This is a genomic window from Proteiniphilum acetatigenes DSM 18083 (assembly GCF_000380985.1).
Classification (GTDB): Bacteria; Bacteroidota; Bacteroidia; order Bacteroidales; family Dysgonomonadaceae; genus Proteiniphilum; species Proteiniphilum acetatigenes.
In genome coordinates this window covers 1-26,268 of record NZ_KB905712.1, presented here as the reverse complement: position 1 = coordinate 26,268, position 26,268 = coordinate 1, and the positions used below count along the sequence as shown (strand labels likewise).

21 protein-coding genes, 1 tRNA gene and 1 pseudogene are annotated in these 26,268 nt (G+C 39.4%); 13 read left to right on the top strand and 10 right to left on the bottom strand.

What is annotated here, in order from left to right:
* Positions 1-8: 8 nt before the first annotated feature.
* From F597_RS0118710 to F597_RS0118690, 5 genes are all read right to left on the bottom strand, one after another.
* On the bottom strand, positions 9-1,109 hold the full coding sequence (locus tag F597_RS0118710; protein WP_026327657.1) for a DegT/DnrJ/EryC1/StrS family aminotransferase: 1,101 nt from the start codon (positions 1,107-1,109) through the stop codon (positions 9-11).
* Positions 1,093-1,524, bottom strand: a complete 432-nt coding sequence (locus F597_RS0118705; RefSeq protein ID WP_019541282.1) for a sugar 3,4-ketoisomerase — start codon at positions 1,522-1,524, stop codon at positions 1,093-1,095. The genes F597_RS0118710 and F597_RS0118705 overlap by 17 nt, the downstream gene beginning before the upstream one ends.
* Complete coding sequence (locus F597_RS0118700) at positions 1,521-1,937, bottom strand: sugar 3,4-ketoisomerase (RefSeq protein WP_019541281.1); 417 nt, start codon at positions 1,935-1,937, stop codon at positions 1,521-1,523. Before F597_RS0118700 ends, F597_RS0118705 begins: the two co-directional genes overlap by 4 nt.
* Before the next feature lie 91 nt (positions 1,938-2,028).
* Positions 2,029-4,401, bottom strand: a complete 2,373-nt coding sequence (locus tag F597_RS0118695; RefSeq protein WP_019541280.1) for an exopolysaccharide transport family protein — start codon at positions 4,399-4,401, stop codon at positions 2,029-2,031.
* A gap of 20 nt (positions 4,402-4,421) precedes the next feature.
* Positions 4,422-5,216: a polysaccharide biosynthesis/export family protein gene (locus F597_RS0118690; protein WP_019541279.1), complete on the bottom strand. Its 795-nt coding sequence runs from the start codon at positions 5,214-5,216 to the stop codon at positions 4,422-4,424.
* A gap of 586 nt (positions 5,217-5,802) precedes the next feature.
* On the opposite strand from F597_RS0118690, the gene F597_RS0118685 reads away from it, so the two are divergent.
* Together F597_RS0118685 and F597_RS0118680 are read left to right on the top strand one after the other, a co-directional pair.
* Positions 5,803-7,173, top strand: coding sequence for a right-handed parallel beta-helix repeat-containing protein (locus F597_RS0118685; protein WP_019541278.1), 1,371 nt, complete (start codon positions 5,803-5,805; stop codon positions 7,171-7,173).
* A gap of 194 nt (positions 7,174-7,367) precedes the next feature.
* Positions 7,368-7,823 carry a lipid-binding protein gene (locus F597_RS0118680; RefSeq protein WP_019541277.1) on the top strand — a complete coding sequence of 152 codons (456 nt, stop codon included), beginning with the start codon at positions 7,368-7,370 and terminating at the stop codon, positions 7,821-7,823.
* Positions 7,824-7,825: 2 nt separating this feature from the next.
* Here F597_RS0118680 and F597_RS0118675 read toward each other — a convergent pair whose 3' ends face one another.
* The 5 genes from F597_RS0118675 to F597_RS0118645 form a co-directional block, all read right to left on the bottom strand.
* On the bottom strand, positions 7,826-8,638 hold the full coding sequence (locus tag F597_RS0118675) for a helix-turn-helix transcriptional regulator (RefSeq protein WP_019541276.1): 813 nt from the start codon (positions 8,636-8,638) through the stop codon (positions 7,826-7,828).
* Between the two features lie 543 nt (positions 8,639-9,181).
* Positions 9,182-9,595 carry a hypothetical protein gene (locus F597_RS0118665; protein ID WP_157279241.1) on the bottom strand — a complete coding sequence of 138 codons (414 nt, stop codon included), beginning with the start codon at positions 9,593-9,595 and terminating at the stop codon, positions 9,182-9,184.
* A gap of 564 nt (positions 9,596-10,159) precedes the next feature.
* Positions 10,160-11,677, bottom strand: coding sequence for a hypothetical protein (locus F597_RS0118655; protein ID WP_019541272.1), 1,518 nt, complete (start codon positions 11,675-11,677; stop codon positions 10,160-10,162).
* Positions 11,678-11,819: 142 nt separating this feature from the next.
* A complete protein-coding gene (locus F597_RS0118650) occupies positions 11,820-12,446 on the bottom strand; it encodes an acyltransferase (RefSeq protein WP_019541271.1) in 627 nt (208 codons plus the stop codon).
* Positions 12,443-13,708 carry a glycosyltransferase family 4 protein gene (locus F597_RS0118645; RefSeq protein WP_019541270.1) on the bottom strand — a complete coding sequence of 422 codons (1,266 nt, stop codon included), beginning with the start codon at positions 13,706-13,708 and terminating at the stop codon, positions 12,443-12,445. The genes F597_RS0118650 and F597_RS0118645 overlap by 4 nt, the downstream gene beginning before the upstream one ends.
* A 366-nt stretch (positions 13,709-14,074) precedes the next feature.
* Here F597_RS0118645 and F597_RS0118640 point away from each other — a divergent pair, with 366 nt between their 5' ends.
* The 11 genes and pseudogenes from F597_RS0118640 to F597_RS22745 all read left to right on the top strand — a co-directional run.
* Complete coding sequence (locus tag F597_RS0118640; RefSeq protein WP_019541269.1) at positions 14,075-15,025, top strand: glycosyltransferase family 2 protein; 951 nt, start codon at positions 14,075-14,077, stop codon at positions 15,023-15,025.
* Between the two features lie 32 nt (positions 15,026-15,057).
* A complete protein-coding gene (locus tag F597_RS0118635; protein WP_019541268.1) occupies positions 15,058-16,095 on the top strand; it encodes an FAD:protein FMN transferase in 1,038 nt (345 codons plus the stop codon).
* 109 nt (positions 16,096-16,204) lie between these two features.
* A complete protein-coding gene (locus tag F597_RS0118630) occupies positions 16,205-17,314 on the top strand; it encodes a hypothetical protein (RefSeq protein ID WP_019541267.1) in 1,110 nt (369 codons plus the stop codon).
* 192 nt (positions 17,315-17,506) lie between these two features.
* Positions 17,507-17,836, top strand: a complete 330-nt coding sequence (locus F597_RS0118625) for a hypothetical protein (protein WP_019541266.1) — start codon at positions 17,507-17,509, stop codon at positions 17,834-17,836.
* Positions 17,837-17,951: 115 nt separating this feature from the next.
* Entirely contained in the window at positions 17,952-19,652 is a 1,701-nt protein-coding gene (locus F597_RS0118620; protein ID WP_019541265.1) for a tetratricopeptide repeat protein, read from the top strand.
* A gap of 176 nt (positions 19,653-19,828) precedes the next feature.
* Complete coding sequence (locus tag F597_RS0118615; RefSeq protein ID WP_019541264.1) at positions 19,829-20,602, top strand: MCP four helix bundle domain-containing protein; 774 nt, start codon at positions 19,829-19,831, stop codon at positions 20,600-20,602.
* Positions 20,603-20,614: 12 nt separating this feature from the next.
* Positions 20,615-22,060: a TrkH family potassium uptake protein gene (locus F597_RS0118610; RefSeq protein WP_019541263.1), complete on the top strand. Its 1,446-nt coding sequence runs from the start codon at positions 20,615-20,617 to the stop codon at positions 22,058-22,060.
* Between the two features lie 190 nt (positions 22,061-22,250).
* The gene (gene tyrS / locus F597_RS0118605; protein WP_026327652.1) at positions 22,251-23,543 is read left to right on the top strand and encodes a tyrosine--tRNA ligase; all 1,293 of its coding nucleotides are present in this window, start codon (positions 22,251-22,253) and stop codon (positions 23,541-23,543) included.
* Positions 23,544-23,718: 175 nt separating this feature from the next.
* Positions 23,719-23,792, top strand: a tRNA-Gln gene (locus F597_RS0118600).
* Between the two features lie 206 nt (positions 23,793-23,998).
* Complete coding sequence (locus F597_RS0118595; protein WP_019541261.1) at positions 23,999-25,528, top strand: MATE family efflux transporter; 1,530 nt, start codon at positions 23,999-24,001, stop codon at positions 25,526-25,528.
* 520 nt (positions 25,529-26,048) lie between these two features.
* Positions 26,049-26,268 (top strand): annotated as a pseudogene (locus tag F597_RS22745) (hypothetical protein); the annotation flags it as partial.

The window sequence follows — 26,268 nt, the reverse complement described above, 5'->3', positions numbered from 1 at the left end:
CTAATGCGTCAACAAAAAGCGTTAACAGCATCCACAATTATTTTTACTTCTCCATCGGTAATTACAGCGCTAATTGGCAGACTCAATACCTCTGTATGTATCTTCTCTGTAATCGGGAATGAAAAATCATTCCATGCACTGTATGCTTTTTGTTTATGCGGTGGGATCGGATAATGGATCAGTGTCTGTATTCCCTTTTCCCTGAGATAGCTCTGCAATTCATCCCGTTTTGCTGAACGAATGATAAACAGATGAAACACATGTGCATTCCAATCATTGACCATCGGTAATGTAATATCGGGATGGGTAATATGTTCCAGATAATAGGCAGCCACCTCTCTTCTGCGGGTTGTTTCACTATCGAGATGGGGCAATTTCACATCCAGCACGGCAGCTTGCAATTCATCCAGGCGACTGTTATATCCTTGATAATCGAATCGGTATTTCACCGATGAACCATAGTTGGCCAGGATTCTTACTACTTCTCCGAGTTCTTTATCATTGGTGGTAACGGCTCCGGCATCACCCAGTGCACCCAGGTTTTTACCGGGATAAAAACTGTGCCCTGCAGCATCGCCCAATGCACCGGTTTTCTTCCCGTTAAATTTACAACCGTGTGACTGAGCATTGTCTTCAATCAGTTTTAAACCATATTGTGTACAAAGGTTACCAATCTTGTCAGTATAAGCACATTGTCCGTAGAGATGAACGATCATGATCCCTTTTGTCTTCGAAGTAATTACTGCCTCGATCTTTTGGTCGTCGATCTGGTAGGTAGTTATATCCGGTTCCACAAGGACAGGCACCAACCCATTATCAGAAACAGCAAGAATAGAAGCAATATAGGTATTCGCAGGAACAATGATCTCATCACCCGGTTGCATTACTCCCATTTCAATGTAAGCCCGCAAAATGATCCGCAAGGCATCCAGCCCATTGGCTACACCTATGCAGCAATCGGTTCCGATATATGTGGCGTAGCTTTTCTCGAACTGCGTCACCTCTTCTCCCAACAAATACCAACCGGCATCAATCACACGTGACACAGCATCATGGATTTCCGGAGCATATTGTTGCGTTATCTTTTGTATGTCAAGAAATTTTATCATCTCCATTCTTGTATGCTAAAAATTGATCATAATCCCTGATATAATCACCTGCATCGTACAGGTGCGATGCCAGTACCAGACATACCGATCCTGATGAAAATCCGATCTCCCCGGCCCATATACCGGGCGGAATATGTAGCCCAAGATAGGGTCGATTCAGTGTCACAGTCCGTTTTGTCTTTCCATCATCGAGGATGATATCGAACGCACCACTCACTGCAACCAGGAACTGATGACACTCTTTGTGTGCATGTGCTCCCCGATCCTCACCTCCGGGTATATCGTAAAGATAAAAAACACGATTGACCTCGAACGGGATTGATCCTCCATTTTCAATCACACTGATATTACCTTTTTCGTGTTGATGCTTACCTATTTCAATGATAGAGCAATCATAGATAGTAGGTTTATTCATTGCGGATTTTCTTTAAATGATTTGTAATCATAAATGTAATCCGACAAGTCGAATTTTGTAGATGCCAGTACCAGTGCGACCGAATTGGTAGAAAAATTCTGCATTTGTCTCCACAATCCTTTAGGAACGTACAATCCATAATAGGAACGATTCAGGGAAAATAGTTTTTTCGATTTACCGTCATCCATCAATACTTCGAAACTTCCGGACAATGCCACAATAAACTCCTGGTTATTTCTGTAGGCATGCCCGCCCCTCACCTCTCCTCCCGGAACATCATAAATCCAATAAGTACGTTCAATCTTGAATGGAATATGATTGTTCTGTTCAATGACAGAGAGATTTCCTCTTCTGTCAAAATTCTTGGGAAGTTGAATAATTTCCGCTTCATTGAATGCCATCTTGCGATTCATTTAAAACATGTTAAACATTAATTATTTACAGAACAAAAAAGACAGTATATTAAAAAAAAGGACATTGCTTGATCCGCCAATTGTAGCCCAGCTATGCATATCCATACCCATATTTCTTATAAAGGCCGTACCGGTAGGACTCTTTATTTAAATTAACGGAATTGAGTATGAAATACATCTTCTTGATTTTGTTCTCATTAAAATACCTGTCAGCGTCTTCCACAAACTTTTTTGGAGTGACACCGGCACGGGTAACAAACAGATTCACATCAGCAATGCGGTTCAGTAAAAAGCCGTCTGAAACCATTCCTATAGGCGCTGTATCAATAATGATAAAATCATACTCACTCTTGAGAGTGCTAATCAATTCATCCAGCGCCGGCTTTGCCAATAGCTCATTCGGATTGGGTGGAACAGATCCGGCAGTAATAACGGATAAATTGGAATGAATCCCCGACGGCTTTATCAGTTCCTGCTTATCCATATAGCCTGAGAGATAGAGTGTCATACCTTGCTTGCTATCCAATCCCAACTGTTTGGCCAGTTTTGGTTTTCTAATATCGAGTTCTACCAACAATACCTTTTTGTCGAGTAGTGCCAGACTCACACCTAAGTTAATGGAAACAAACGATTTGCCTTCACCGCTAACGCTCGATAATATGTTGATCACTTTTTTATCTTTACCGTCAACCACAAACATAAGATTGGCCCGCAGGAGTCTTACCATTTCGTTAAAGCTATCGTTATTGTCCTGTTTCACCATAACTGTTCCCGTCTGTAGGGTCTTAGGTATCTCTCCCAACAACGGAATGGAGGAGATTTTTTCCAGTTCCTCTTTATTCTCCAGTTGAAAACGGAATAAATCCCTTATATAAATACCTATTACAGGAGATATCACTCCAAGGAAAAGGGAGATAATCAGAATAATTACTGTCATTGGCCATGCCACACCTGCTACCCGGATATTGTCCACCAATTTAGAATTGGATTGCACAGCAGTCATATTCATGTAACGTTCTTCTTTTTTCTGAAGCAGGTAAAGAAACAACTCTTCCTTGATATTCTGCTGACGTTTGATATCGGAGAAAGCCCTTTCCTGTTGTGGAATAGCCCTGACCATGGCATCATTATGAGAGTATTCATTATTGATATCCCTCAATTGGATCTCCAGCGTATTTTTCTCACTTTGCAAGCCGGAAACAACAGAACTGAATGTGGACTGAAGCTGATTGTTCAGGTTGATCATCGATTGATTACTGCCGGAGGCGATCCGTGACAGCCTGTTTCGTTCCAATACCAAATCGTTGTAGGTAGTAATCTGGGAGTTCAATACGGCACTTTGAATACCGGTATTGGCCGGGATAAGTTGCGTGTGTCCGCTCATTTGTTGCACAGAACTTAACAAGCTTGAGACAATTCCTAATTGTGTTTCTACATCCATTCTTCGTTGACGGACATTTGCCAGTTGTGAACTATAGAGGTTGGCCTGGGTAGAAATATCAGTCAGACCCCGTGATTGTCTAAACTGCTGTGCCTGATCTTCCACGCTACTTAATTCATTGCTCAGATTGGCAAGATGCTCATCAATTACCACTGCCGTCTTTTCAGCCAATTCTAATTGATCCCTGATTCCTTGTTGGTTATATGCCTCAATATAGTCCCTGAGGAAATTCACCCCTAATTCCCTATTGGGGGCAGTCATCGTGATATTTGCAACAGTAGAGTTTCTTGAGGTTAATTTTACATCTAAAGACCCCTTTAATCCATTGGCAACACTTAATGGATGCTGAATAACCACTCTGATCCACCTTTTTTCTGTCGGCAACATCTGGCCTTTTGACAGTTGGAGCCGGCCAAAGGGTAATTGTACTGTGGAATCATTCATGGATGCCTTCACCTGATACTTTTGCCCGTTAAATTTTCCATCAAACAGATAATTACCATCGGGATTGGCTGTCAGATCGAACTTCAAACCATCTTTTCCCAAAGCGTTCAGCTGTTCTTCCGATAATATAACCTTAACAGGTAACTCGTCTCCATATAGCACTGCCATTTTTCGTTTGGGAAAGTTGGGGATGATTTTATCCAGACCAAACAGAGGACTCATTTCAATATAGGTAGCATATAAATGGTTTTTACGAACTACCTCTTCTCCAGCCGGCGACATCTTCAGGATCTCTATTTCATTTTCAACATTATTCCGTCTGAAGACTACTCCCATATTATGCTCCATATTCAGTTCGGTAGTACCTCCCTTCTGATCGTCTTTGAAGAGGATGGAAGTGGTTATCTGGTATTGTGGCAATGTAAAATAGATATAAGCTGCGGCAATACCAAGAAAAAAGACGATAGAAAATACAAACCATTTCCAATAAGATAGATATTTCATCAGAATAGCTCTCACATCAATCTTTTTCTCTGATAACTCCATAAACTCTTCTTCTACCCCCATATACTTATTCATAATTTTCCTTTTTGAGAGATTTATCGGCGTGTCAATGTATAAATGGTGACTCCCAGTGTGGCCAACGAAACCAATACCGATATAGTGGAGTTCCGGAAATTATCCGCTTCCCCAAATCTGGATGAATTAGCTCTTGTCTGATTCGGTTCCACATAGACCACATCATTTTGTTCCAGGAAAAATGCCGGAGACTCAAATACTTTCTTATCGTTAAGATTCAATGTATAAATCACTTTTTCGCCATCTTCATTTTCGCGCAGGACTTTCACGTTGTTACGTTTGCCGTATATGGTCATATCTCCCGCCATGGCCAATCCCTCAAAGATGGTTATCCGGCCGTTGGTGGTTTCAAATTTTCCCGGCCTGTATACTTCTCCCAGTACATTCACGCTGTAATTCATAATTCTGGCGGTTATTACCGGCATCTCTTCAGAGAAAAACGGTGCCAGTTGCTTGCCGATATGCTCTTCCAACTGTCTGGTGGTTAATCCAGCGACCTTTAGCTTTCCCAATGTGGGAAAATTGATCTGTCCCTCACTGTCCACCAGGTAATTTTGCAATACAGGCATGGAAAAGATAGAACTCATCGATGCGTCAATTTGTGGTGTGACGAGATTAAATCTACTCGCTGCTGCGGGCTCACTACTCACCACTGTAATTGAAAGAATGTCTCGGGATTTGATGTGGGCATCATATTTTTCACTGTTGAGGACAGTCTGCCCTGGACCGGTTTGCTGGAGATAGGCAATATCTTTCACTTGTACACACGAAACCGCTATGCAAGCAAAGACCAGCAGATAAATAGTCTTTCTCATTTTTTGAATTTTCTTTTGGGGTAATTGCATAATACCGCCATATTACAACAAAATACGGACAATAGGTATACAACAACCAGTAACTGTGATTTTTAATTTCTCTAGAATGACAAAATTTCCATTTGTCGACCTCTATTTTCTTAACTAAATTAGTTAAGTGCTGCAAATGTAAGTGGAAAAACATTATATGTATAAAAAAAACACTTACATTATATTACATTTCGGACAATAAATTCAGGAAATCGTTTACAGTAGGCGACTTTCATATCTTCTATTTTTCTCGATCTCTTACGGTTGTGGAATTTCTCCCCGTTAATACCACTTAATTCTTATTAATTTGAATATTTTTCACATCTATCATCTTGTCTTTTAACATGATGATTAAAAAAAAGACGTATATTTGCATCGCAATCAAACAACAAGCTACATTGAACCGATAATTCTCGGAGAAAGTCATTTTAGGAAAATCAAGTATGCTCACACGCCCTTGTATAGGGAAAATCGTTATTGTTCTTTCAATCGAGAATAATACAGATCAATAAAGCCTATTTTACAAACACACTATTTAATTGAAAAAAGAAAAAAGATGAAACGAAACAACATTATTATCATTTTGGGATTGGCATTGTTATGTCTCCCTCTTCATATATCTTACGGCCAGGGGGCCAGATATACAGGATCATACAAAAAATCATCCACTATTAAGCATGTAGGTAAAAATAACCTTGTAATTGAGGGTCTGGAAATATCCAGCACCAACAGTGAAAATTGTATAGCCTTGTATAATTGTGAGAATGTGGTTATCAAAAACTGTAAATTCGGCCCATCAGTACTTGCCCGGGCAATCTATGCAATCGATTGTAAAAATATTACCATTGTGGATTGTACATTCGAAAATGTTCAAGCCGGACTTTTTGCAAGTAGATCTCAAGGAGTAAAATTTGAGTACAACGATGTAACGAATATAGTTGGAAAATTAAGAGGAGCCAGTGTATATGGAAGTATGGTTCAACTCGTAGAGGTATCGGGGGCTGGAAACAGTATTAGTTACAATGTATGTGATAATCTTCCCGGACAAAGTTCCCCTGAAGATATTGTAAATATATATGATTCGAGAGGAACGGCACAAAGCCCCATACTAGTAAAAGGCAACTGGATCAGAGGTGGCGGACCTTCTGAAACAAGTGGAGGAATCAATTTAGGTGATATGAGTGGTGCTTATCAGATAGCAGAAGATAACATACTTGTCGACCCGGGGCAATATGGTATCGGTATTTCCGGAGGGAATGACATGACACTAAGAAATAACAAGGTATTTGGTAAAAGACAATCATTTACAAATGTAGGTATAACGGCTTGCAATTGGTATGAAGATAAGGGTAGGTCCTATAATATTACAGTGTCAAACAACACTGTCAACTTTATACACAAAAACGGCTATACGAACAATTCGTGGTCCTCATCGAATGTAGGAACGATATCCGGATGGTCGACTAATAAGTACGACCCCAGTCTTAGTGCCTCCATTCTCCCGACTCAGATTATCGGAAGGGCACGATCCTCCTCTCCCACACCGCCATCTAATCCTGGAGGTGGAACTACCCCTCTCCCTGATGATAAACCTGATACAACCCCCACTCCGACCCCTGAGCCTGAGAATCCAGGAAATAATAATCAAGGAAACAACAATCCGGATACTTCGCTCCCCAATATAAAGAATGATCCCTCCATCCAGATTTATCTGGACAAATACAACCGGGTTTGTGTGAACGTTCAGGGAACTTTAATTTCATCTACGGCTGAAATTATCGGAGCCAATAGTAAATTGCAGGTAATCTATCGTCAACCGTTGACACGTTTTCATACAGTGCTGCCTAACCGACCTTCTCCGGGCAATTACACTATCCTGGTAAGGAACGGCGATAAGGCACACCTGAAAACACTGTATGTTCCCTGATCCAAAAAATTATATCATTGCAATATTTGGAGAGTCTGGGGTATATAACGACGAGCATACATCTTTCCTTCCCCACGGCTTAATACATTATTCATTACACTAATTCGTATAGAAAATACAAACTATTATCAATCGCGTATAAAAAGATGACTCTCGTGAGTTTCTATACATCTAATAAATAATAAAACAATCGTATGAAAAAAATTACATATTTATTGGGATTCCTTGCAATCGGAATCCTCGTTTCCTGTGAAAAGGAAGCGGATAATGGAGCAACAGATGATGCATCCAAGCCGGTCAACATCACCGGACAATGGGAAGTAACAGCTTACAACGATTCCACACTTATATTTGGACCATTCAAGGTGATTACCCTGAAAGATACTTCCGCCCAAAGTGATTCTATTACCATTCAGGATACAGAAGTGAAATTTTGGAAATTCCAGACAAAAGCATTTGTCGACGAAAAGAATGGTACTTTCCACACGGAACTATCTAATTGCGAAGTAAGTGAGGAAGCTATTGGAATTAAAATCTCGAATGGAAAGATATTCAATTCGGATAGCATTTACTTCGAAATCCAGTTCGAGGACGATGAAACTCCTTACAAGAACACTTTCCAGTTAAAAGGACATCGAATCAGCGAATAAGATTATTCCTGCGATACAGAGACTATGGTGTTGACAGGCTGATCCACGTCGTGCTTGTTCACCAATTCTTTGAGCGTATCTATTAATTGTTTTTTGTTAAGTATATCCAGTTTCCTGTTAATACGATGTATCGTCACGAACACCGCATCCAGGGTTCTGTTGGTAATTGAAGCAATATCCTTGCTGTCCATATCGTTTACAAGTAATCCGCAAAGGATCACTTCACGGTGGGACAGTGAGGGATATGCTTTCTGGATAATACGTAATTCCCTTTCATAATAGACCAGATCATCCAGGGTCAGTTGCTGGTTCTCCTCCCTAAAATACTTCTTCATCAAACTCTCATGCATGTTCTTTCCAGTTCTGTTCAAATAGGGTCTCAATTTTGCAATCTCTTCTTTTACCGAATAGAGTGATGAAATAGAAGCTACCGAATATTTTTCCGATGCCTTCGAGAAATAAATAATATATACTTTTCCTAACAAAGGATTGTGGATGCAACTTAAAGAATAATTCATTATTTCGTGCTTACCATTCAAAAGAATTACATGTACTTTCTGATCATTCACAATATCGTCCTTAAGTTTTTGGTAACAGTCTCCTAAATAAGGATTGATCTTTCTCCATGTCATCAGATCGAAAACTTCTCCATCTTGTATTCCCAACGTTTCATAAGCACGCCTGTTTAATATGACTTCCTCTTTGAGAGGAATATAGATGGCTGTGGGACTGGGAATCTGATTGATATCAAGTACAATCTTGCCGTTCAATTGGTATTCATGACCAATTCCGACCTCAATTTCTGGGGTTCGCATTTTGCTGTGATTTTAATATTTGTCGCAAATATATAACATCTAGTCGATATTTAAACACAAGTTAACCAAGAAAAAAATATTAAAAATATTAAAAATCAAGTTTTTTATCCACATAACATTGATTAAAAGTCGATTAAATAAATTTACATTTTTTATCTCATGGAGAATAATTCCACACTTTTCCACACTATCTTACCGTTAGTTCCCGGCACAAACGATTTTCCACTTTACGCATAAGAACAGAAAAAACAGATCGGTTTACAAACTGATAATCAATTTCTTTTTTTTTCTTATTCTCTTTTTTACCATATTCACTATGTTTAAAAGACCTGTGTTTGACATAATATCATAAACTAAAATTCGTACTTTTCGTTTGAAAGTATAAGGGTTAATCGGTTCATTCAAAACTTCATTCCATAAGTATCTCATTGTATCTGTGTACAAAGAAGGTTTCTCACATTTTCTTTTTAAAGGATCAATACTTAACATCAGATCAAATAATTCTCTTGAATTGAACGGCGTGAAGACCTCCTGCACTATGTCCTACTCTAACTGGCTCTGAGCCTGCCAACTGCCCATTCGATGTTCCCAATAATACAAATCCATCAAGAGGTAGTTAAAACTGTTCTCTTTTATCGATTCATGCCATTTCCCTATTGCCTCTCTTATAAATTTTAATTCATACCAACCATTTTCCATTAATAAAAGGTCTTCCTCCGTCAAATGGGCTTTATGCTTTCCGTCAGGATACCAATAACATCGACCGACTTCGGAACAACTTCCTTTCACCGCTACTTTTTCCTGAGGAAAAGTTTTTAACATTCCATAAGTAATTTTACCCCAATCGTTAATATGAGCCATATCAGAATTGGCTTTATATATTTCGGCAAATTCGGGGGTAATATCTTTTTCATCATTAAAGAAGATGAAGTCATCTTCTGTTTTGATGATTAACACGAATCGACCGGTCAAACTATATAATTTTTTTGGAAAATCATTTATATCTTTCAGATTCGAAAGATCATCAAGTATTTGTTTTGATGTTTCCCCAGGAGCATGTGGATTTAAAATGTAACCGACTAAATACAGATCATAAAATCCGGATGATTTTTTAAATTGACAATCCGGATGAACATAGATAAAATGGTTATCTACTTTTTCGATCTGCCACCCAAGTTGCCTACAGGTATGAATAAAAACTGCCTTCTATACTTTAATTATTCATATTTTAGGGTTATTAAAGAGTTTCTTAATATAAAGGCAATCATCAATACGAACAAGTTTAAGACTATCTTGGATCGTATCTTACTGTGATTTTAATATTTGTCACAAATTATAAATATGTGATCAATATTTAAATACAAGTTAACCAATAAAAACGTATAGAATTCACAAAACTGATCTCATTTACAACAGAATATTGACTATTATACACTTAAAAAACATTACATTGTTTTACATCGAAAAACAATTCCACATTTTCCATATAATGCCTCACAACGAAGTGAGAAACAGACCGATTTACAACCTTTTATTTCTATGTCTCTTTTTATTCATAATTTTTCTTTTTTTCGCTACCTGATATATATTCAGGAGACCTGTGGATGACATGACACCACGGACAAATAATCGTACTCTCCGTTTGAAAGTATAAGGGTTAACCGGCTCACTCAGGATTTCAGGCCACAAGTATTTCGCAGCATCAACGTACAAGGCAGGGTTTTCGTATTTCCTTTTTAAGGGGTCAATACTAAACATTATATCAAACATTTCCCTTGAATTGAACGGCGAGAAGACCTCCTGCACTATATCCCACTCCAGTTGGCTCTGAGCCTGCCAGGACCCCATAGCATGTTCCCAATAATATAAATCCAACAAGGGGTAATTAAAACTGTTCTTTTTTATTAATTCATACCATTTTCTTATTGCCTCTCTTATAAAAGCAATATCTTCCCAACCATTTTCTAATAGTAAGAGATCTTCATCTGTCAAACGGACTTTATGCTTTCCGTCAGGGTACCAGGAACATCGACCGACTTCGGAACAACTTCCTTTCACCGCTACTTTTTCCTGAGGAAAAGTTTTTGACATTCCATAAGCAATTTTACCCCAATCGTTAATATGAGCCATATCGGAATTGGCTTTATATATTTCGGCAAATTCGGGGGTAATATCTTTTTCACAATCTAAAAATTTATGATTAAGGTGTAGCAATCTGGACAGGGACCTGGGAATTTTTATATCCATATGCTTATCATCCATATTTCTGTATATTAGCGTATAAAAAGAAACATCGGAAGCAATATCCTTACATCCACTTAAAATGATCCGGGTATCCCAACCCGCCGTCAAACCGAAACTCAAATCCAGATTATTATGTGCAGCCAAAATTGTATTTTTTAATAGAGCGGAGAACGCTATTACTCCTTCGGCATAATCTCTTCTCTTTAATTCCCGGAATGGATAGTAACGTTTTTGTTCAGACGCTGACACCTCGAGATAATGATTGGGAACCAGATGATATACATTTTCATATAAAGTGACGCCACTCGGCAAATAATACTCCATATCATTTGCAACATACTCCGAATTAAAATATTCTTCGTATGCCTTTATTTTTTTCAGAGGTATAACTTCATTGATTAATAATGGCTGGGATGCAGCATAAAAATTATTATTCTCCTTGGTATAGCAGACCGTCCTGAAACCACAAGCATCATTAAAGAAGATGAAGTCGTCTTCTGTTTTGATGATTAACACGAATCGACCGGTCAAACTATATAGTTTTTCGGGAAAATCATTCATGTCTTTCATCCTTGAAAGGTTATCAAGTATTTGTTTTGATGTTTCCCCAGGAGCATGTGGATTTAAAATGTAACCGATTAAATACAGATCATAAAATCCTGATGATTTTTCAAATTGACAATCAGGATGAACATAGATAAAATAATCATCTACCTTTTCGATCTGCCACCCTTCAAGTTGCCCACACTCAACAGGTGCGAATAAAAACTGACGTCTAAATTTTAAGTTATTCATATTTTGGAGTTATTGAAAAATTTCTTCATATGTAAGGTGATCATCAATACGCATTGATTATTTTTGTATCTATATGTACACGGCCAAAGTAATACTTCTGATATTCAAATGATCCATTAGTACAGGTTTAAAAAAATGCTTATTATTCTACAGTTATCTTCTTAATAAATTTAGCAGGGTTACCCCCCCATATTTCATTCTCCGGGATGCTTTTTGTAACAACAGAGCATGCTCCGATAATAGAATTATTACCCACTGTCACCCCTTTCAATATGGTTGAATGCGCACCAATAAACACATTATCTCCAATTACAACCGGTTTATTATTCGTATTAATACGATCTCTTGCAATGTCTTTCCGCATTTCAGGATCTAATGAGTGAAAATCAGTATCGTAAATACAAACTCCACCTCCTATTTTCACATTATCGCCTATGCGGATGCTTGTTTGAGCAACCAAAGCAGTAGCACTCATCCCTACATTATTTCCGATAATTAACTCAGCACCATTGTCCACAAAAAGTATACATCTATTTACTCTACCTATAGGATTTCCCCGTGTATTATTATTCATAGTAAAATTATCCCCAATGACACATTTACCTTTTTGAGCAACAGATACAAAAGGAATTCCATAGGTAACTATTCTTTTGCAGTCTACACCATTTCCATATAAGATTATTCGACATGCAATGTAATGTAATTTCTTTGTCACATATCGTAAAATAAACCTTAATGACTTAAATATCAAAGGAAAATATTTCTTCATAATGCATTGATTATTCTGTTATAAATTTCCAACTGGGTTTGAAGAACTTTTGCTTGGTCATTTCTTTGCAACGCTGTCTTTCTGGCTTCGACAGACAACTTTTTAGCCAGTCCCTGATTAGTGATAATTTTCTCTATTTGTCGTGCACATGACCAATGATCTCCTGTTGGAAAATAGAGAGCGGACTGATTATGTTCAGCCAATTGAGGCAAAGCTCCTGCAAACGAGGCAACAGTAGGCACACCTACCATCATTGACTCTGCCATAAACAGACAATATGATTCAATGAAAGAGGGAATCACCACCATGGACGATTTATGCATTTCAGCTATCATTTCGTCGGCGTTCATCATTCCTAACCAGGTAATTAAGTTTGTGATGCCTAATTGATTTGCTTTTCTAAGTAACCAACTGGTATAACCATCTCTGATAAATCCATATTTTTTATTAATTTGAATGTTACCACCGATATTCAACCTTATATTGGGATATTTATTTTTAAGTAGTGCAATCGCTTCGAAAATTACATGTAAACCTTTATAAGGAATAGCTCCGGAGCAGGTTGTAAAGAGATTTATAACCTGACTATTTTTTGGATACTCCCAAATTGGTGTTTCATAAAATTCACTCCTTAACATCATACCCGTCTGAAAAATATTGGCTTTGGGATTTATATATTGAATAATTGAATCAACCCAATCTGATTGCACTGATATATTTTCCATTTGACGAATTATGCGAAGTTCATGCTTACCTCTTTTTTTGAATCCTTTACGGATAAAATAGGGATGATTTTGAGGTCGAAGTATTTCTTTTAAACCGGTACATTTTAACAAATCGTTATTGGATAATCCGCCGTAATAATTTTTTGGTATAGTAAATAACAAGCCCTGTATTTCCAGAAGTAAAGGCGTTTCAAGCTTTGCCTCTTTTATTGCAAAGCCAATCCCACTTTCAGTACCCCAAAGGTGTATTAAATCCGGGTTTATTTCATCATTTATTTTTTTTATAAAAGAGATAACCTCTTTTGATCCTTGATGGTATTTTGTCCTTTTTTCATAAGGTATAATCCATTGTGTTACGTTACCGGAATTTTTCTGAGTAATGGATTTTACATCTCCTCCGGTTACATTATAAAGTTCTATGTCTGTAGTTTCAGTAATAGCATTTCCCATTGCGATTAACCACGTACCTGTGGTTTTAATTTTCTCATCGGAAAATTGGGCGTTACTGAACCATAATATTTTTCTTTTTTTACTCATTCGAAAGTTGATTTTTATAAATACTGTTATATCGCAGAAATTTCAGATTGAATTATTCACGCCTGAGTCATAAACCAATAAACCTCTATATATTAAAACATTAAATGCATAAACAAGATGCAGTAACAACCTGAAAAAATATTTCATGTTGCAATAATACAAATAATTTTTAACAAAATAGTCTTTTATTGTGGATTTTCAGTGTAATTCTCCAACCATTACTGATAAAATGGCCTAAACCTTTCAATCGAAAATCTTTATGGCTTCCACCAAATATACACTAATTATCTTTTCATACTCTTTAGTCTCTTTCTTGTATATAAAATCTCGCTTTAATCATGTATATTTGTGTGATAAAACAAAAACATGGATATATCAGTTGTCATACCGCTTTACAACGAGGAGGAGTCGCTCACCGAACTGCATGATTGGATTCGGCATGTCATGCTTGAAAACAAACTGTCGTATGAGATTATTTTCGTGGATGATGGGAGTAACGACGGGTCATGGGAAATTATTAAAGAACTAAAAAACAGATATGATACTGTAAAGGCGATTAAATTCCGTCGGAATTACGGGAAATCGCCGGCCCTGTATTGTGCTTTCCAGAAAGCGCAAGGCGATGTAATCATCACTATGGACGCCGACCTTCAGGATAGCCCTGATGAGATACCGGAGCTTTACCGGATGATTCAGGAAGAGGGGTACGATCTGGTTTCAGGTTGGAAAAAGAAAAGATATGATGATAAACTGACAAAGAACTTACCTTCGAAACTCTTCAACGCTACTGCCAGAAAGGTTTCAGGCATTAAACTCCACGATTTCAACTGTGGATTGAAAGCCTATCGTAAATCGCTGGCCAAGAGTATCGAGGTTTATAATGACATGCACCGCTGGATTCCCGTATTAGCCAAGAATGCAGGATTTACCCGTATAGGCGAGAAAGTGGTCCGGCACAGTCCGAGGAAATACGGAAAAAGTAAATTCGGTGCAAACCGTTTCGTCAATGGTTATCTCGACCTGATGACGCTTTGGTTTCTGAGCCGGTTCGGGAAAAAGCCAATGCATTTTTTCGGTCTGTGGGGAAGCCTGATGTTCCTGTTGGGATTGATCGCTATTGTTCTTGTGGGTGCTATTAAACTGTATGATATGTATCACGGCAATCCATACCGCCTGGTCACAGAATCGCCCTACTTTTATATTTCCCTTACCATGATGATTCTGGGTACCCTACTCTTCCTCGCAGGATTCCTGGGCGAACTGGTATCAAGGAATGCACCTGAAAGAAACCACTACCGGATTGATGAAGAATTTTAGTTTTTTATTTTTCACTTTTAATTAAAAAATATATGAAAATAAAATATCAATATAACCTGTTATTGTTTTTTATTCTCGCATTGTCATGTACGTCGGGTAGCAAACAAAATTACATCTATTATCAGGATCAGGGAGAGATTTTCGCAACCGGATATCATATTAAATACGCTTATAACCGTTCACTGGAGGAGGAAATACTGGCAGAACTTCATAAATTCGATATGTCGTTAAATCCTTTCAAGGAGAATTCTATTATCACAAAAGTAAATCGGAATGAGCCGGTAGAGCTCGACTCTTTCTTTCTGAAGGTATTCCGGAGGTCGGAAGAGATATCACGCACGACAGACGGAAAATTCGATATCACTGTCTCCCCGCTTATCAATGCCTGGGGGTTTGGTTTTCAGAATATGGACAGTGTCACTCCGGAAATCATTGATAGCCTGAAAGAGTTTGTAGGATATGAAAAAATATCTGTCGATACAGAGGGAAATATCATTAAAACCGACCCGCGTGTGCAGATAAACACTTCTGCCATAGCCAAAGGATATGCATGTGATGTAATTGCTGAACTGCTTGAGAGTTATGGTATAGAGAATTATATGGTGGAGATCGGCGGGGAGATCACTGCAAAAGGGGTTAATGACAAGGGAGAATGTTGGCGTATCGGGATAGATAAACCTATTGACGACGTCACCGGTATGTTACACGACCTGCAAGCAGTACTTTCACTTTGCAATAAATCACTGGCCACTTCAGGTAATTACCGGAATTATTACATTAAAGATGGAAAAAAATATGCCCACACTATCGATCCGGTTACCGGCTATCCCTCTCAACTGGATATTCTGGGAGCTACTGTAATTGCTGATGATTGTATGACTGCCGATGCCTACGCTACCGCTTTTATGGCTATGGGGATGAAGCGGTCTGTTGAAACAGCCCGAACAATACCCGGGTTACACTATTATTTCATTTATGAAAAATCCGACGGATCATTCGGTATAGAGTATTCTGAAGGCTTCGAACAGTTTTTTGTAAAAAAAGACGGTGGTTCTCTTGGGAGCGAATAATCTGCCGGCTTCGAATAGTTTTTTATTAATGAATATAAATTGGAGGCGTAATAATATCTTGCGGAATTTTATCGGTAATACATAATAAAACGGATATACTAAAAAAAGAATGGAACAACTACAAACAGAGAAAAAAAGTCTGAATATTAAAAAAATGTGTCTTCAAAAGAAAAATCGGGGCATAATCAGTGCCAATACACCAGATTCATCTTATGGAAAGCTATCCATAATATTATCAATATTATTTATATTCTCTTCTTTTCTTCTTTCCGCCCAGGAAGCCGAGACACCTACATATCCGAATTTTAAAGTTGACGGAACCTTAAAAAACAAATTCGAGTATGCGTCGAAGACCAACATGTCCCGTTTTTCTGTCCGTAACTCCCGTATCGGTGTAGCAGGAAATATCAATCCCTACTCGGCCTACAGGGTACAGGTAGAGCTCAGTAACGAAGGTAAATTCAGCGTCCTCGACCTGAGCGGAACACTGAAACCTATCGAGGGCCTTTCTCTTACATTGGGACAGACCAGTATCCCTTTATTCAATAGTTATATTGTCACTCCCGCCACAATGATGTTTGCCAACCGCGCTTTCCTTGGGAAGTATTTTTTAAGTACCCGTGATCTGGGTTTTTTGGCTAAATATGATTTCCTTCTTGGCGTTATCCCAGCAAGGCTTGAATTTGGAGTATTTAACGGAAATACAATCAATGATCCGGTCTGGAAAAAGAACATGTCGTATGGAGGACGAATAGAATTGGGCAATATGCAGGGGTTTCGCATGACCGCAAAAATATATGACTATCCTAATGACGAAACCACTCATTTTCTTTTCTACGGTGCCGATCTACGTTACGAGCAAAACAACTGGAAAGTAGAGACCGAAGTCATGAAAAGAGAGAGTAAAACTGAGTTTCATACCGATTTACTTTCTTATTATCTGCAAGGTGCATATACAATACCTGTCCGGACAAAGATGTTTGAATTTATCAGGCCAGCCGTTCGATGGGATGCCATCGACGGACAACCCGAAGTAGGCGGTTTCGACGTCAACCGGTTGACAACAGGAATCGGTTTTGGATTTAACAATGAGCGTTTTTCTTCTATTCTCCGGCTCGATTATGAATGGTATATGGTGAATCATGAAATGGATATCTTTTCACCAAATGATGAGATGGATTCCGATAAATTCACCCTCGAATTATTATTTACCTTTTAAATAAGGTGGAGAGATTGATGTGATGATGTGATGATCCCTACAAGTCGCGATAACTTGTCCCGCTTTTTCGGGAAGTAGTGCAGATTTGATGATTTAATAATTTCACAATTCTGAATTAAAAATCGGCGTAGTTAAATCTTAAATTTTGAATCTTGAATATGGAATTTCACTGAGAGAAAAATAAACAATTGTATGAACAAAATCTTATTCATTTTTTCAATGATCCTGGCGGGAATGATCTCCTGTACAGGTGATTCACTTACCTTTACCGATACCAAAGGAGAGCGTATGGACAAGGTGATCGATGCTATGGTGGCTACCGGAAAGGTACTGGAGATCAATCACAGGTACAAAATTCCCAATAAGGCATTCATTATGAAGGCCAAAGAAACGGGATTAAAATTCACTTTCGGCACCAATAACACGGAGGGAGACTTCGGCAAATTGGAATATTGTATACAAATGAAGGATGAATGTGGCATCACTGCGGCAGATATGTATAAACCCAATATAAAAGATTGATAAAATAGTAAAAATATAGATCAACCTGTTTTTTTAATTACGTAGAATTGGGTATTTTTGTCCTCTGCAAACTCTTGGAAAATTGATCAATGCAAACAAATTAATAAATTCACACATGAAAAGAAAATCTTCTATTTTATCCCTTCTGCTTATTGTTGGAGTCGCCATTTTCTCGACTTCGTGCAGCAGCAAATTAAAGCCGCTTACGCAGAACAACTTCAACGTAACGCCTTCCCCGCTTGAAACAGTGGGTAACCAAATTCCTGTGACCATCAACGGTATATTCCCCGAAAAATGGTTCAACAAGAATGCGACGGTGACTATCACCCCTATTTTGAAATATGCAAGCGGTGAAATTGCCGGTACTCCCTACAGTTATCAGGGAGAAAATATCTCCGGTAACAGGATTACCATTCCTCAAAACAGGGGAGGTAACTTTTCAATGAACAGCTCGTTCCCCTACAATCCTGAGATGCAATCGTCGGAACTCTATCTCCGGTTCGACGGAAGAATTAAAAACAAACGCTCCAACCTGCCTGACCTGAAGGTGGCTGACGGAGTAATCGCCACTTCTGCCCTGGCGGATGTGGCAACTACCCCGCCCTCGGTGGCTCCCGACGGGTTCCAGCGTATCATTCAGGACGCCCAGGAAGCCAATATCATGTTCGTGATCCAGCAGGCTAACCTCCGCCAGAGCGAGTTGAACAAACGCGATATGGCCGAATGGAAACGTCGTGTGGAAGAAGCGTTCAACGATCCCCGTCAGAATGTAAATGTAGAGGTATCGGCATATGCATCACCCGACGGAGGTCTCTCCCTTAACGAAAGGCTTGCCGCTGAACGTGAGCGGAACACCTCCAAATATCTGGAAAGTGAGTTGGATAAGAGAAAGATCGATACCGAAGTGTATGCACATTATACAGCCCAAGACTGGGAAGGATTCCGTCAGTTGGTTTCCGGATCTAATCTGCAGGACAAAGAACTGATCCTGCGTGTACTGGAGATGTATCCCGATTCTGAAACCCGTGAAAGAGAAATCAAAAATATCTCCTACGTGTTCGAAGAACTTGCCGGCACAATTCTGCCGCAACTGCGCCGTTCACGTATTATCGCCAATATCGAGATCATCGGCAAGTCGGATGACGAGATCATGACGGCTTGGAAGCAAAATCCGAAAGAATTGTCGGTAGAAGAATTACTGTATGCTTCTACACTCACCGACGACGAGAGTGTGAAAGAGAACATTTATCAATATGTTACCGCTAATTTCTCCAATGATTACAGGGGATGGAACAATATCGGGACCATGTTCTTTAAACGGGGAGATTATGCCAAAGCAAGACAGTCGTTCGACCGTGCAGCACAAGTGAATCCTTCTGCGCCCGAAGTGAATATGAACAAGGCTCTGTTTGCCATCATGGACAATAACCTGAACACAGCCAACGAACTGCTGGGACGGTCGGCCGGTGCTGACGGACTCGACGAAGCCATGGGCCTTCTCAACCTGCTACAGGGTAATTACAACCAGGCAGTAGGTGCTTACGGCCAAAGCAAAAGCAATAACGCCGGCCTGGCACAACTGTTAGTAAGAGACTATAATAAGGCAAAACAGACACTGGAAGCTGTGGAAAATCCCGATGCAGTTACAGCCTATCTGCTTGCCGTGATCGCATCCAGAACCAACAATTTCAATGACGTGGTATCCAATCTGCGTACTGCTATCAGCCGTGACAGAAGCATCGCTACCAAGGCGTTGAACGATCTGGAATTCGCGAAGTATCGCACTAACCAGGAATTTATGTCAATTGTCGGATAAAATCCAAGCGCTGAAAGAATAGTCCTAAAATACCTTTATAGGTTTATGTGACAAAAAGTGGATCGTGCATCGTTCCACTTTTTTTATGTAAAAAACTATTCAAATAAAATAAACAAATCTGAAAACACGTAACTTTGCCAACCAGTAAATTATCTCTCATTATAAATGAAATCAAGATGATAAAATCACTCAAAATAAAGATTGTGCTCAGCCTTTCCCTCCTGATTCTTATGTTGATGGCTGCCGGCGTTATGTCTATTCTGGATTTCAGAAAAATAGGAAACTCAGTAGATACGGTGTTGAAAAATAATTACCAATCTATTGAATCAGCGAAGAAGATGCTCGATGCTGTAGAAAGAGAAGATAGTGGTATATTGCTATGGCTGATAGGGAATAAAGATTCGGGAATTGAAACCGTTTTGGGTTCCGACTCAATAATCAGGAAAGCAATCGTGGATATAGAAGAGAATATCACCGAAACCAACGAGGCACAGTACGTAAGGGCAATTATGGATGAGTATGAACAATACTATTCTTCCGTAATGACAATATTGGAAAGCGGACATAATACCGAAGAGTCTAAACTGATATACTATAGCGGAACTGATTCGCTTTTCCTCAAAACAAAAGAGGCCATTAACAGACTGATGGTACTGAATCAAGATCAGATGTACCGGCAGGCAGGGATCGTGAAAGAGCAATCGCGCCGGGCCATGATGCCTGCCATCGTCTCTATCGCGGCTGCCATCATCTTCGCACTATTGCTTTACTTTTTTATTGGTACTTATTTTATCCGGCCCGTCAGACAACTGATCAACAGTATAAAGGAATACTATCCGGAGAAAGGTCGATTGTCCACCGGAATAGTATCCAAAGATGAATTTAAGGAACTGGAAGAAGAAATCAACCAGTTAGTATACAGGTTGCGGCGGACTAAAAACTCAATATAAGCAATTAGATCAATGATACGAACAAGAGTAATTATCAAATATCTGGGTTATATACTACTGTTCAATGCGTTATTCCTGTCGATTTCGGCAATGATCTCCTTTGCCAATGATGAGGACTCAGTGAGTGCACTCCTTTTCAGTGCCCTGTTAACAGCAGCGCTGGGAGCTTTCCCACAAATTTTTGTCGAAAAGACAGAAGAGATATCTTTTCACGAGGGATTGACGATCAGTGTGATGGGTTGGATCATTACCTGTATCGTCGGTATGATCCCCTATTATATCTGGGGAGGAGAATTTAGCCTGGCGAATGCGCTTTTCGAGAGCGTCTCAGGCTATACTACAACCGGGGCAAGCATTTTGAGTGATGTAGAGGCGCTTCCGAAAGGATTGTTATTCTGGCGTTCTTCCACTACATTTATCGGGGGTGTAGGTATTATTCTTTTTGTACTGCTGATTCTACCGGAAAAGAAAGGGGTACAAGCCAGTTTTTATCGCTCGGAAGTATCGGATCTGTCCAAAATGAATTTTCGGGCCCGCTCCCGGTATATCATCCGTATGATAGCCACAGTCTATTTCACGTTAATCGTAATGGAGACAATCCTGTTGAAACTGCTCGGCATGACTTTTTTCGATGCCATTTGTCATTCATTTTCCACGGTTGCGACAGCAGGTTTTTCCACGAAAAACCTGAGTATTGCCGCTTATGACAATATCTGGATAGAGCTGGTCGTCATGTTTTTTATGTTGATCAGCAGTATGCATTTCGGTCTGGTTTATGGCACCATGACAAACCAGAAGACAAATATTTTCACTTCCCGTCCCGCACGCATGTATATGGTTGTCACATTCATCGGGATTATTCTGATAACTTTTCAACTGGCACAGGAAAAAGTATATGGACTGGGGGAATCTCTTCGGTATGCGTCTTTTCAGGTGATCTCATTGGTCAGCACTACCGGTCTTGCGACTGTAGATACGGCGAAGTGGCCCTTGTTCTCTATTATCCTGCTTCTGTATTATTCCATACAGTGTGGGATGGTTGGCTCTACAGCCGGCGGTATTAAATTCGACCGGATCTATCTCTTCTTCGCATCTGTAAAAAAGCAATTAAAATCGATCATTCATCCCGAAGGAATGTATGTCGTGAAAATGGATAAGAAAATCATCGACTACCGTCTTGAGTTACAGGTTATGATCTTTATTATCGCTTATCTTATCACGATGATGACCACAACCCTCCTGCTTACAACCATGGGAATAGATGCAACAACTTCTTTGTCGGCTTCCATCGCCACCATCGGAAACGTAGGCCCCGGTTTCGGAGATGTGAGTTCACTCGGCAATTACGGTCAGCTACCCAATGCGGCCAAATACATACTTTCAGTCAACATGTTGTTGGGACGTCTGGAAATTATGAACGTATTCGCTCTTTTCTTATTGCTGTGCAGGAAAGATTAGAATTAAGAATAAAGACTTTTAAAACCAAGAGCCAAGACACAAGATTCTATGAGATAGTTATTCAGTAGTTATTCGGTAATAACGGCGTAGCCAAATAACACTAGCACAATGAGCGAATAACAATAAAGTTGAATAAAAAATAGTACCTTTGCGTACTTAAAAAATCGATATATATAGACTTAATCAAATGATGAATTTTGTGGAAGAACTCCGTTGGCGTGGTATGATACACGAAATAATGCCCGGAACGGAAGAACAGTTATTGAAAGAGCGGACAGCAGGATACCTGGGGATCGACCCCACAGCTGATTCGTTACATATCGGGCACTTAGTGGGTGTAATGATGCTGAAGCATTTTCAACGTGCAGGTCACACTCCTATCGCACTGGTGGGCGGTGCCACGGGAATGATCGGCGACCCATCGATGAAATCGGCCGAACGTAATCTGCTGGACGAAGCAACGTTACGCCATAACCAGGAAGCCATAAAAAAACAACTGGCGAAATTCCTCGACTTCGAAAGTGAAATCCCGAACAGAGCCATCCTGGTGAATAACTACGACTGGATGAAAGACTATTCTTTTCTGAATTTCATCCGTGATATCGGTAAGCATATCACCGTCAATTATATGATGGCCAAAGACTCTGTCAAGAAGAGGCTGAGCGGAGAATCGAGCGAGGGTATGTCGTTCACCGAGTTCTCTTATCAACTGCTGCAAGGATACGACTTCCTCCATCTCTACCGAGATAAGGGATGCCGCCTCCAATTGGGAGGTTCGGACCAGTGGGGCAATATCACTACCGGCACGGAGTTGATCCGCCGTGTAGAGGGGGGTGAGGCCTATGCATTGGTATGTCCGCTTATCACCAAGGCCGACGGAGGTAAGTTCGGCAAGACCGAGAGTGGTAATGTATGGCTCGACCGTCGCTATACTTCACCTTATAAATTCTACCAGTTCTGGCTTAATGTAAGCGATGCCGACGCAGAAAAATATATCAAGATCTTCACTTCTCTCCAGAAAGAGGAAATAGAAGCATTGGTGGCAGAACAGCAAACAACCCCTCATCTTCGTCCATTACAAAAACGGTTGGCCGAAGAGATTACAGTAATGGTACATTCGCACGAAGATTACGAGATGGCTGTCAATGCTTCGGAGATACTGTTCGGTAGATCTACTTCACAGACGCTCCGTGCCATCGATGAAGAGACCTTCTTACAGGTATTTGAAGGAGTCCCGCAATTCACTGTTTCGCGTGAGAAACTGGCACAAGGGATCAAAGCAGTTGATCTTCTTACCGAAGAAGCTGCTGTATTTCCGTCTAAAGGTGAGATGCGCAAGACCGTACAGTCGGGAGGTGTGATGATCAATAAGGAGAAGTTGGAATCATTCGACGGAACTATCGATCTCTCCCACCTTATCGGTGACAGATATATTCTTGCCCAGCGGGGGAAAAAGAATTACTTCCTGTTGATTGCAGAATAGTGCCAATGTTCGGGTTCTCTGAAAGGTGAATCGTTGAAGGTAAGGTATTTTAGAGAAAACGTTCTCTATAAACCGATAAAGTAATTACCCATTCATCGAAAAATAGCCGGAATTATTTGGAACGTTCCAAATATTATACTACTTTTGCACTGCTTTTCACGAAGCAGATAAGGATTGTCCCATGGTGTAATGGTAGCACATCTGATTTTGGTTCAGCCAGTCTAGGTTCGAGTCCTGGTGGGACAACCAATCCAAAACAATTGCCAAACCTTGGCGGATGCCAATCAAGCAACTCCGATACCCATGAGCTTCTTGAGAGGATGCTATCCAATTCAAAAAGAAATTGTAAAGTTGGATAGATATATATTAATCACAGAGACATAAAAAATATCGTATTTCCCTTCTATCTCTTTTTCAGGTATTTCTGGAAAGTGTGAAATATTAATTAATAAAAGGTGGATGCTGCCAGCAGGGTCATAAAAAATACCGGTTTCTTGTATGCCAAGATGGGGATAACCATGTTTGTATCTCTCTATACTACACGGTTATTACTCAGTTCATTGGGAGCTTCTGACTTCGGTATTTTTAATGTAGTGGGTGGTGCTATTGCCATGTTGGGATTTTTGAATGCGGCTATGGCTGGTGCGACCCAACGCTTCATGAGCATTGCAGAAGGAGAAGGTAAACCGGAGAAAAAGAAAATTATTTTCAATATCAGTGTAGTATTACATTTAGTTATTGCCATTATACTTGGAATAATACTACTGATAGCAGGCTACTTTTTCTTCAATGGTATTTTAAATATTCCTGACGACAGGGTATTTGCGGCCAAGGTAGTGTATGGCAGTATGGTTGTCAGCACAATGTTTACTGTGATGACCGTTCCCTATGAAGCCGTACTGAACTCTCATGAGAATATGCTCTATTATGCCATTATAGGTGTCATAGAATCCTTTTTAAAGCTGGCTGTAGCTTTTATCGTAGTGTATGCCCTCCAGGACAAACTGATTGTATACGGTATATTGATGGCGATAATTTCGCTGCTAATCATGGCGGTTATGTGCATATACTGTCACCGAAACTATGAAGAGTGCACCATTGCACCACAACGCTATTGGGATAGATTTCTCATGAGACAAATGACCAGATTTGCCGGATGGAATCTGTTGAACAATGCCAGCAGGATGATTTCGCAATACGGACTGAGTGTTGTGTTAAATAATTTTTTTGGGGCCATTCTAAATGCAGCGCAAGGTATTGCCAATCAGATATCCGGTCAGTTGATGGCCTTTTCCAACACGATGATAAAAGCAGTTTCTCCTGCCATTGCAAAAAGTGAGGGTGCAGGAGAGAGAGATAAAATGCTGAATGCATCGTTGCTATCTGCTAAATACGGTTATTTATTATTCGCTATTTTTGCCGTACCCTTTTTATTGGAGACCCCATATATCCTAGAGATATGGTTAGAGGAAGTTCCCGATTGGGCTGTACTATTTGTCAGACTACAATTAATTCTTTTGTTAATCGAGCAACTAACGCTCATGGTTGGCAGAGCCGTGGAGGTACAAGGAGATATAAAAGTTTACTTTGCACTGCAATCGTTCCTGAATATATTGCCTATTGTCTTAACATATCTGTTTTTCTCTCTTGGTTTTCCACCGTACTACTTATATGTTATCTGGATTTTGGTAGGAGGTATAATAAGTGGTGGCGTTTGCGTCTATTTTGCAAAACTGAAATGCGGACTTAAGTTTTCTGATTTCATGTATAAGGTATTCTATCCTTCTATTATTCCTACCATAGGCATGTTGATTGCAGGTGCTATATTCATTTATTGGCTGGAAGAATCCTTTCTCCGTTTACTATTTGTCATTGGAATAACCACTATTTCATTTATCATTATAGTATATGTCACCATGACAAAAAATGAGAAATCGATGATTATCAGCTTGATCAATTTCTTAAAGAAAAAAATATTCAAATAAAAGAAAATCAAATGTCCTTGTTGGTCTATAGAATAATCATGATAAAACATCCCTGTAGGGATCTCTAAATCTCACCGGATTATTGGCGACATAGACATTACGGAGAGATGTTGTAGTACTTCTCTACCATCGGATCCACCGTAAACCATCTTCCAAGGGCGGCATCATAGTGTCTTGCCGTTCTTATAAACCTGTTACCCACATAATCCATCTTGGTAGTAATACTACCCGAACTGATATAATAAGCTACGCTTAACTCATTCCCTACACCGTCGTAAACATAGGTGATAGTGCTACTATCCGCAAAAGCTATAACACTATCTTTTATCTTAACTGGTTCATTTCAGTTATTAAAAATGATCCATCGTAATCCGAATGTGAAATGTAATATTTATTCTTAAAGAAAAAATATAAGATATTGTATTTTTTATTTTGTATAATTTCTATCAATACTTCGGTAAATATTCAATTAACTAATTAAAATTCAATGATTTACATAACATAGTTTAACATAAAAAAGATGGTTAAGCAGCTGATTATCAGTATCTTTATAGCTGATCAAAGTCTATTAAAGATGGATAAAACCAGCATACTTAACCAATATAGAGGTATCTGCGGTGATGTTCTAATTGAACTAACCACGAAGTTAAACAAAAGTTTCAAATCATTCCTTATGGAGACGTTTATTTTGTATCTGGTCATTCCCGGCAGGATTAATTTCCTACAATTAGGGAGATATG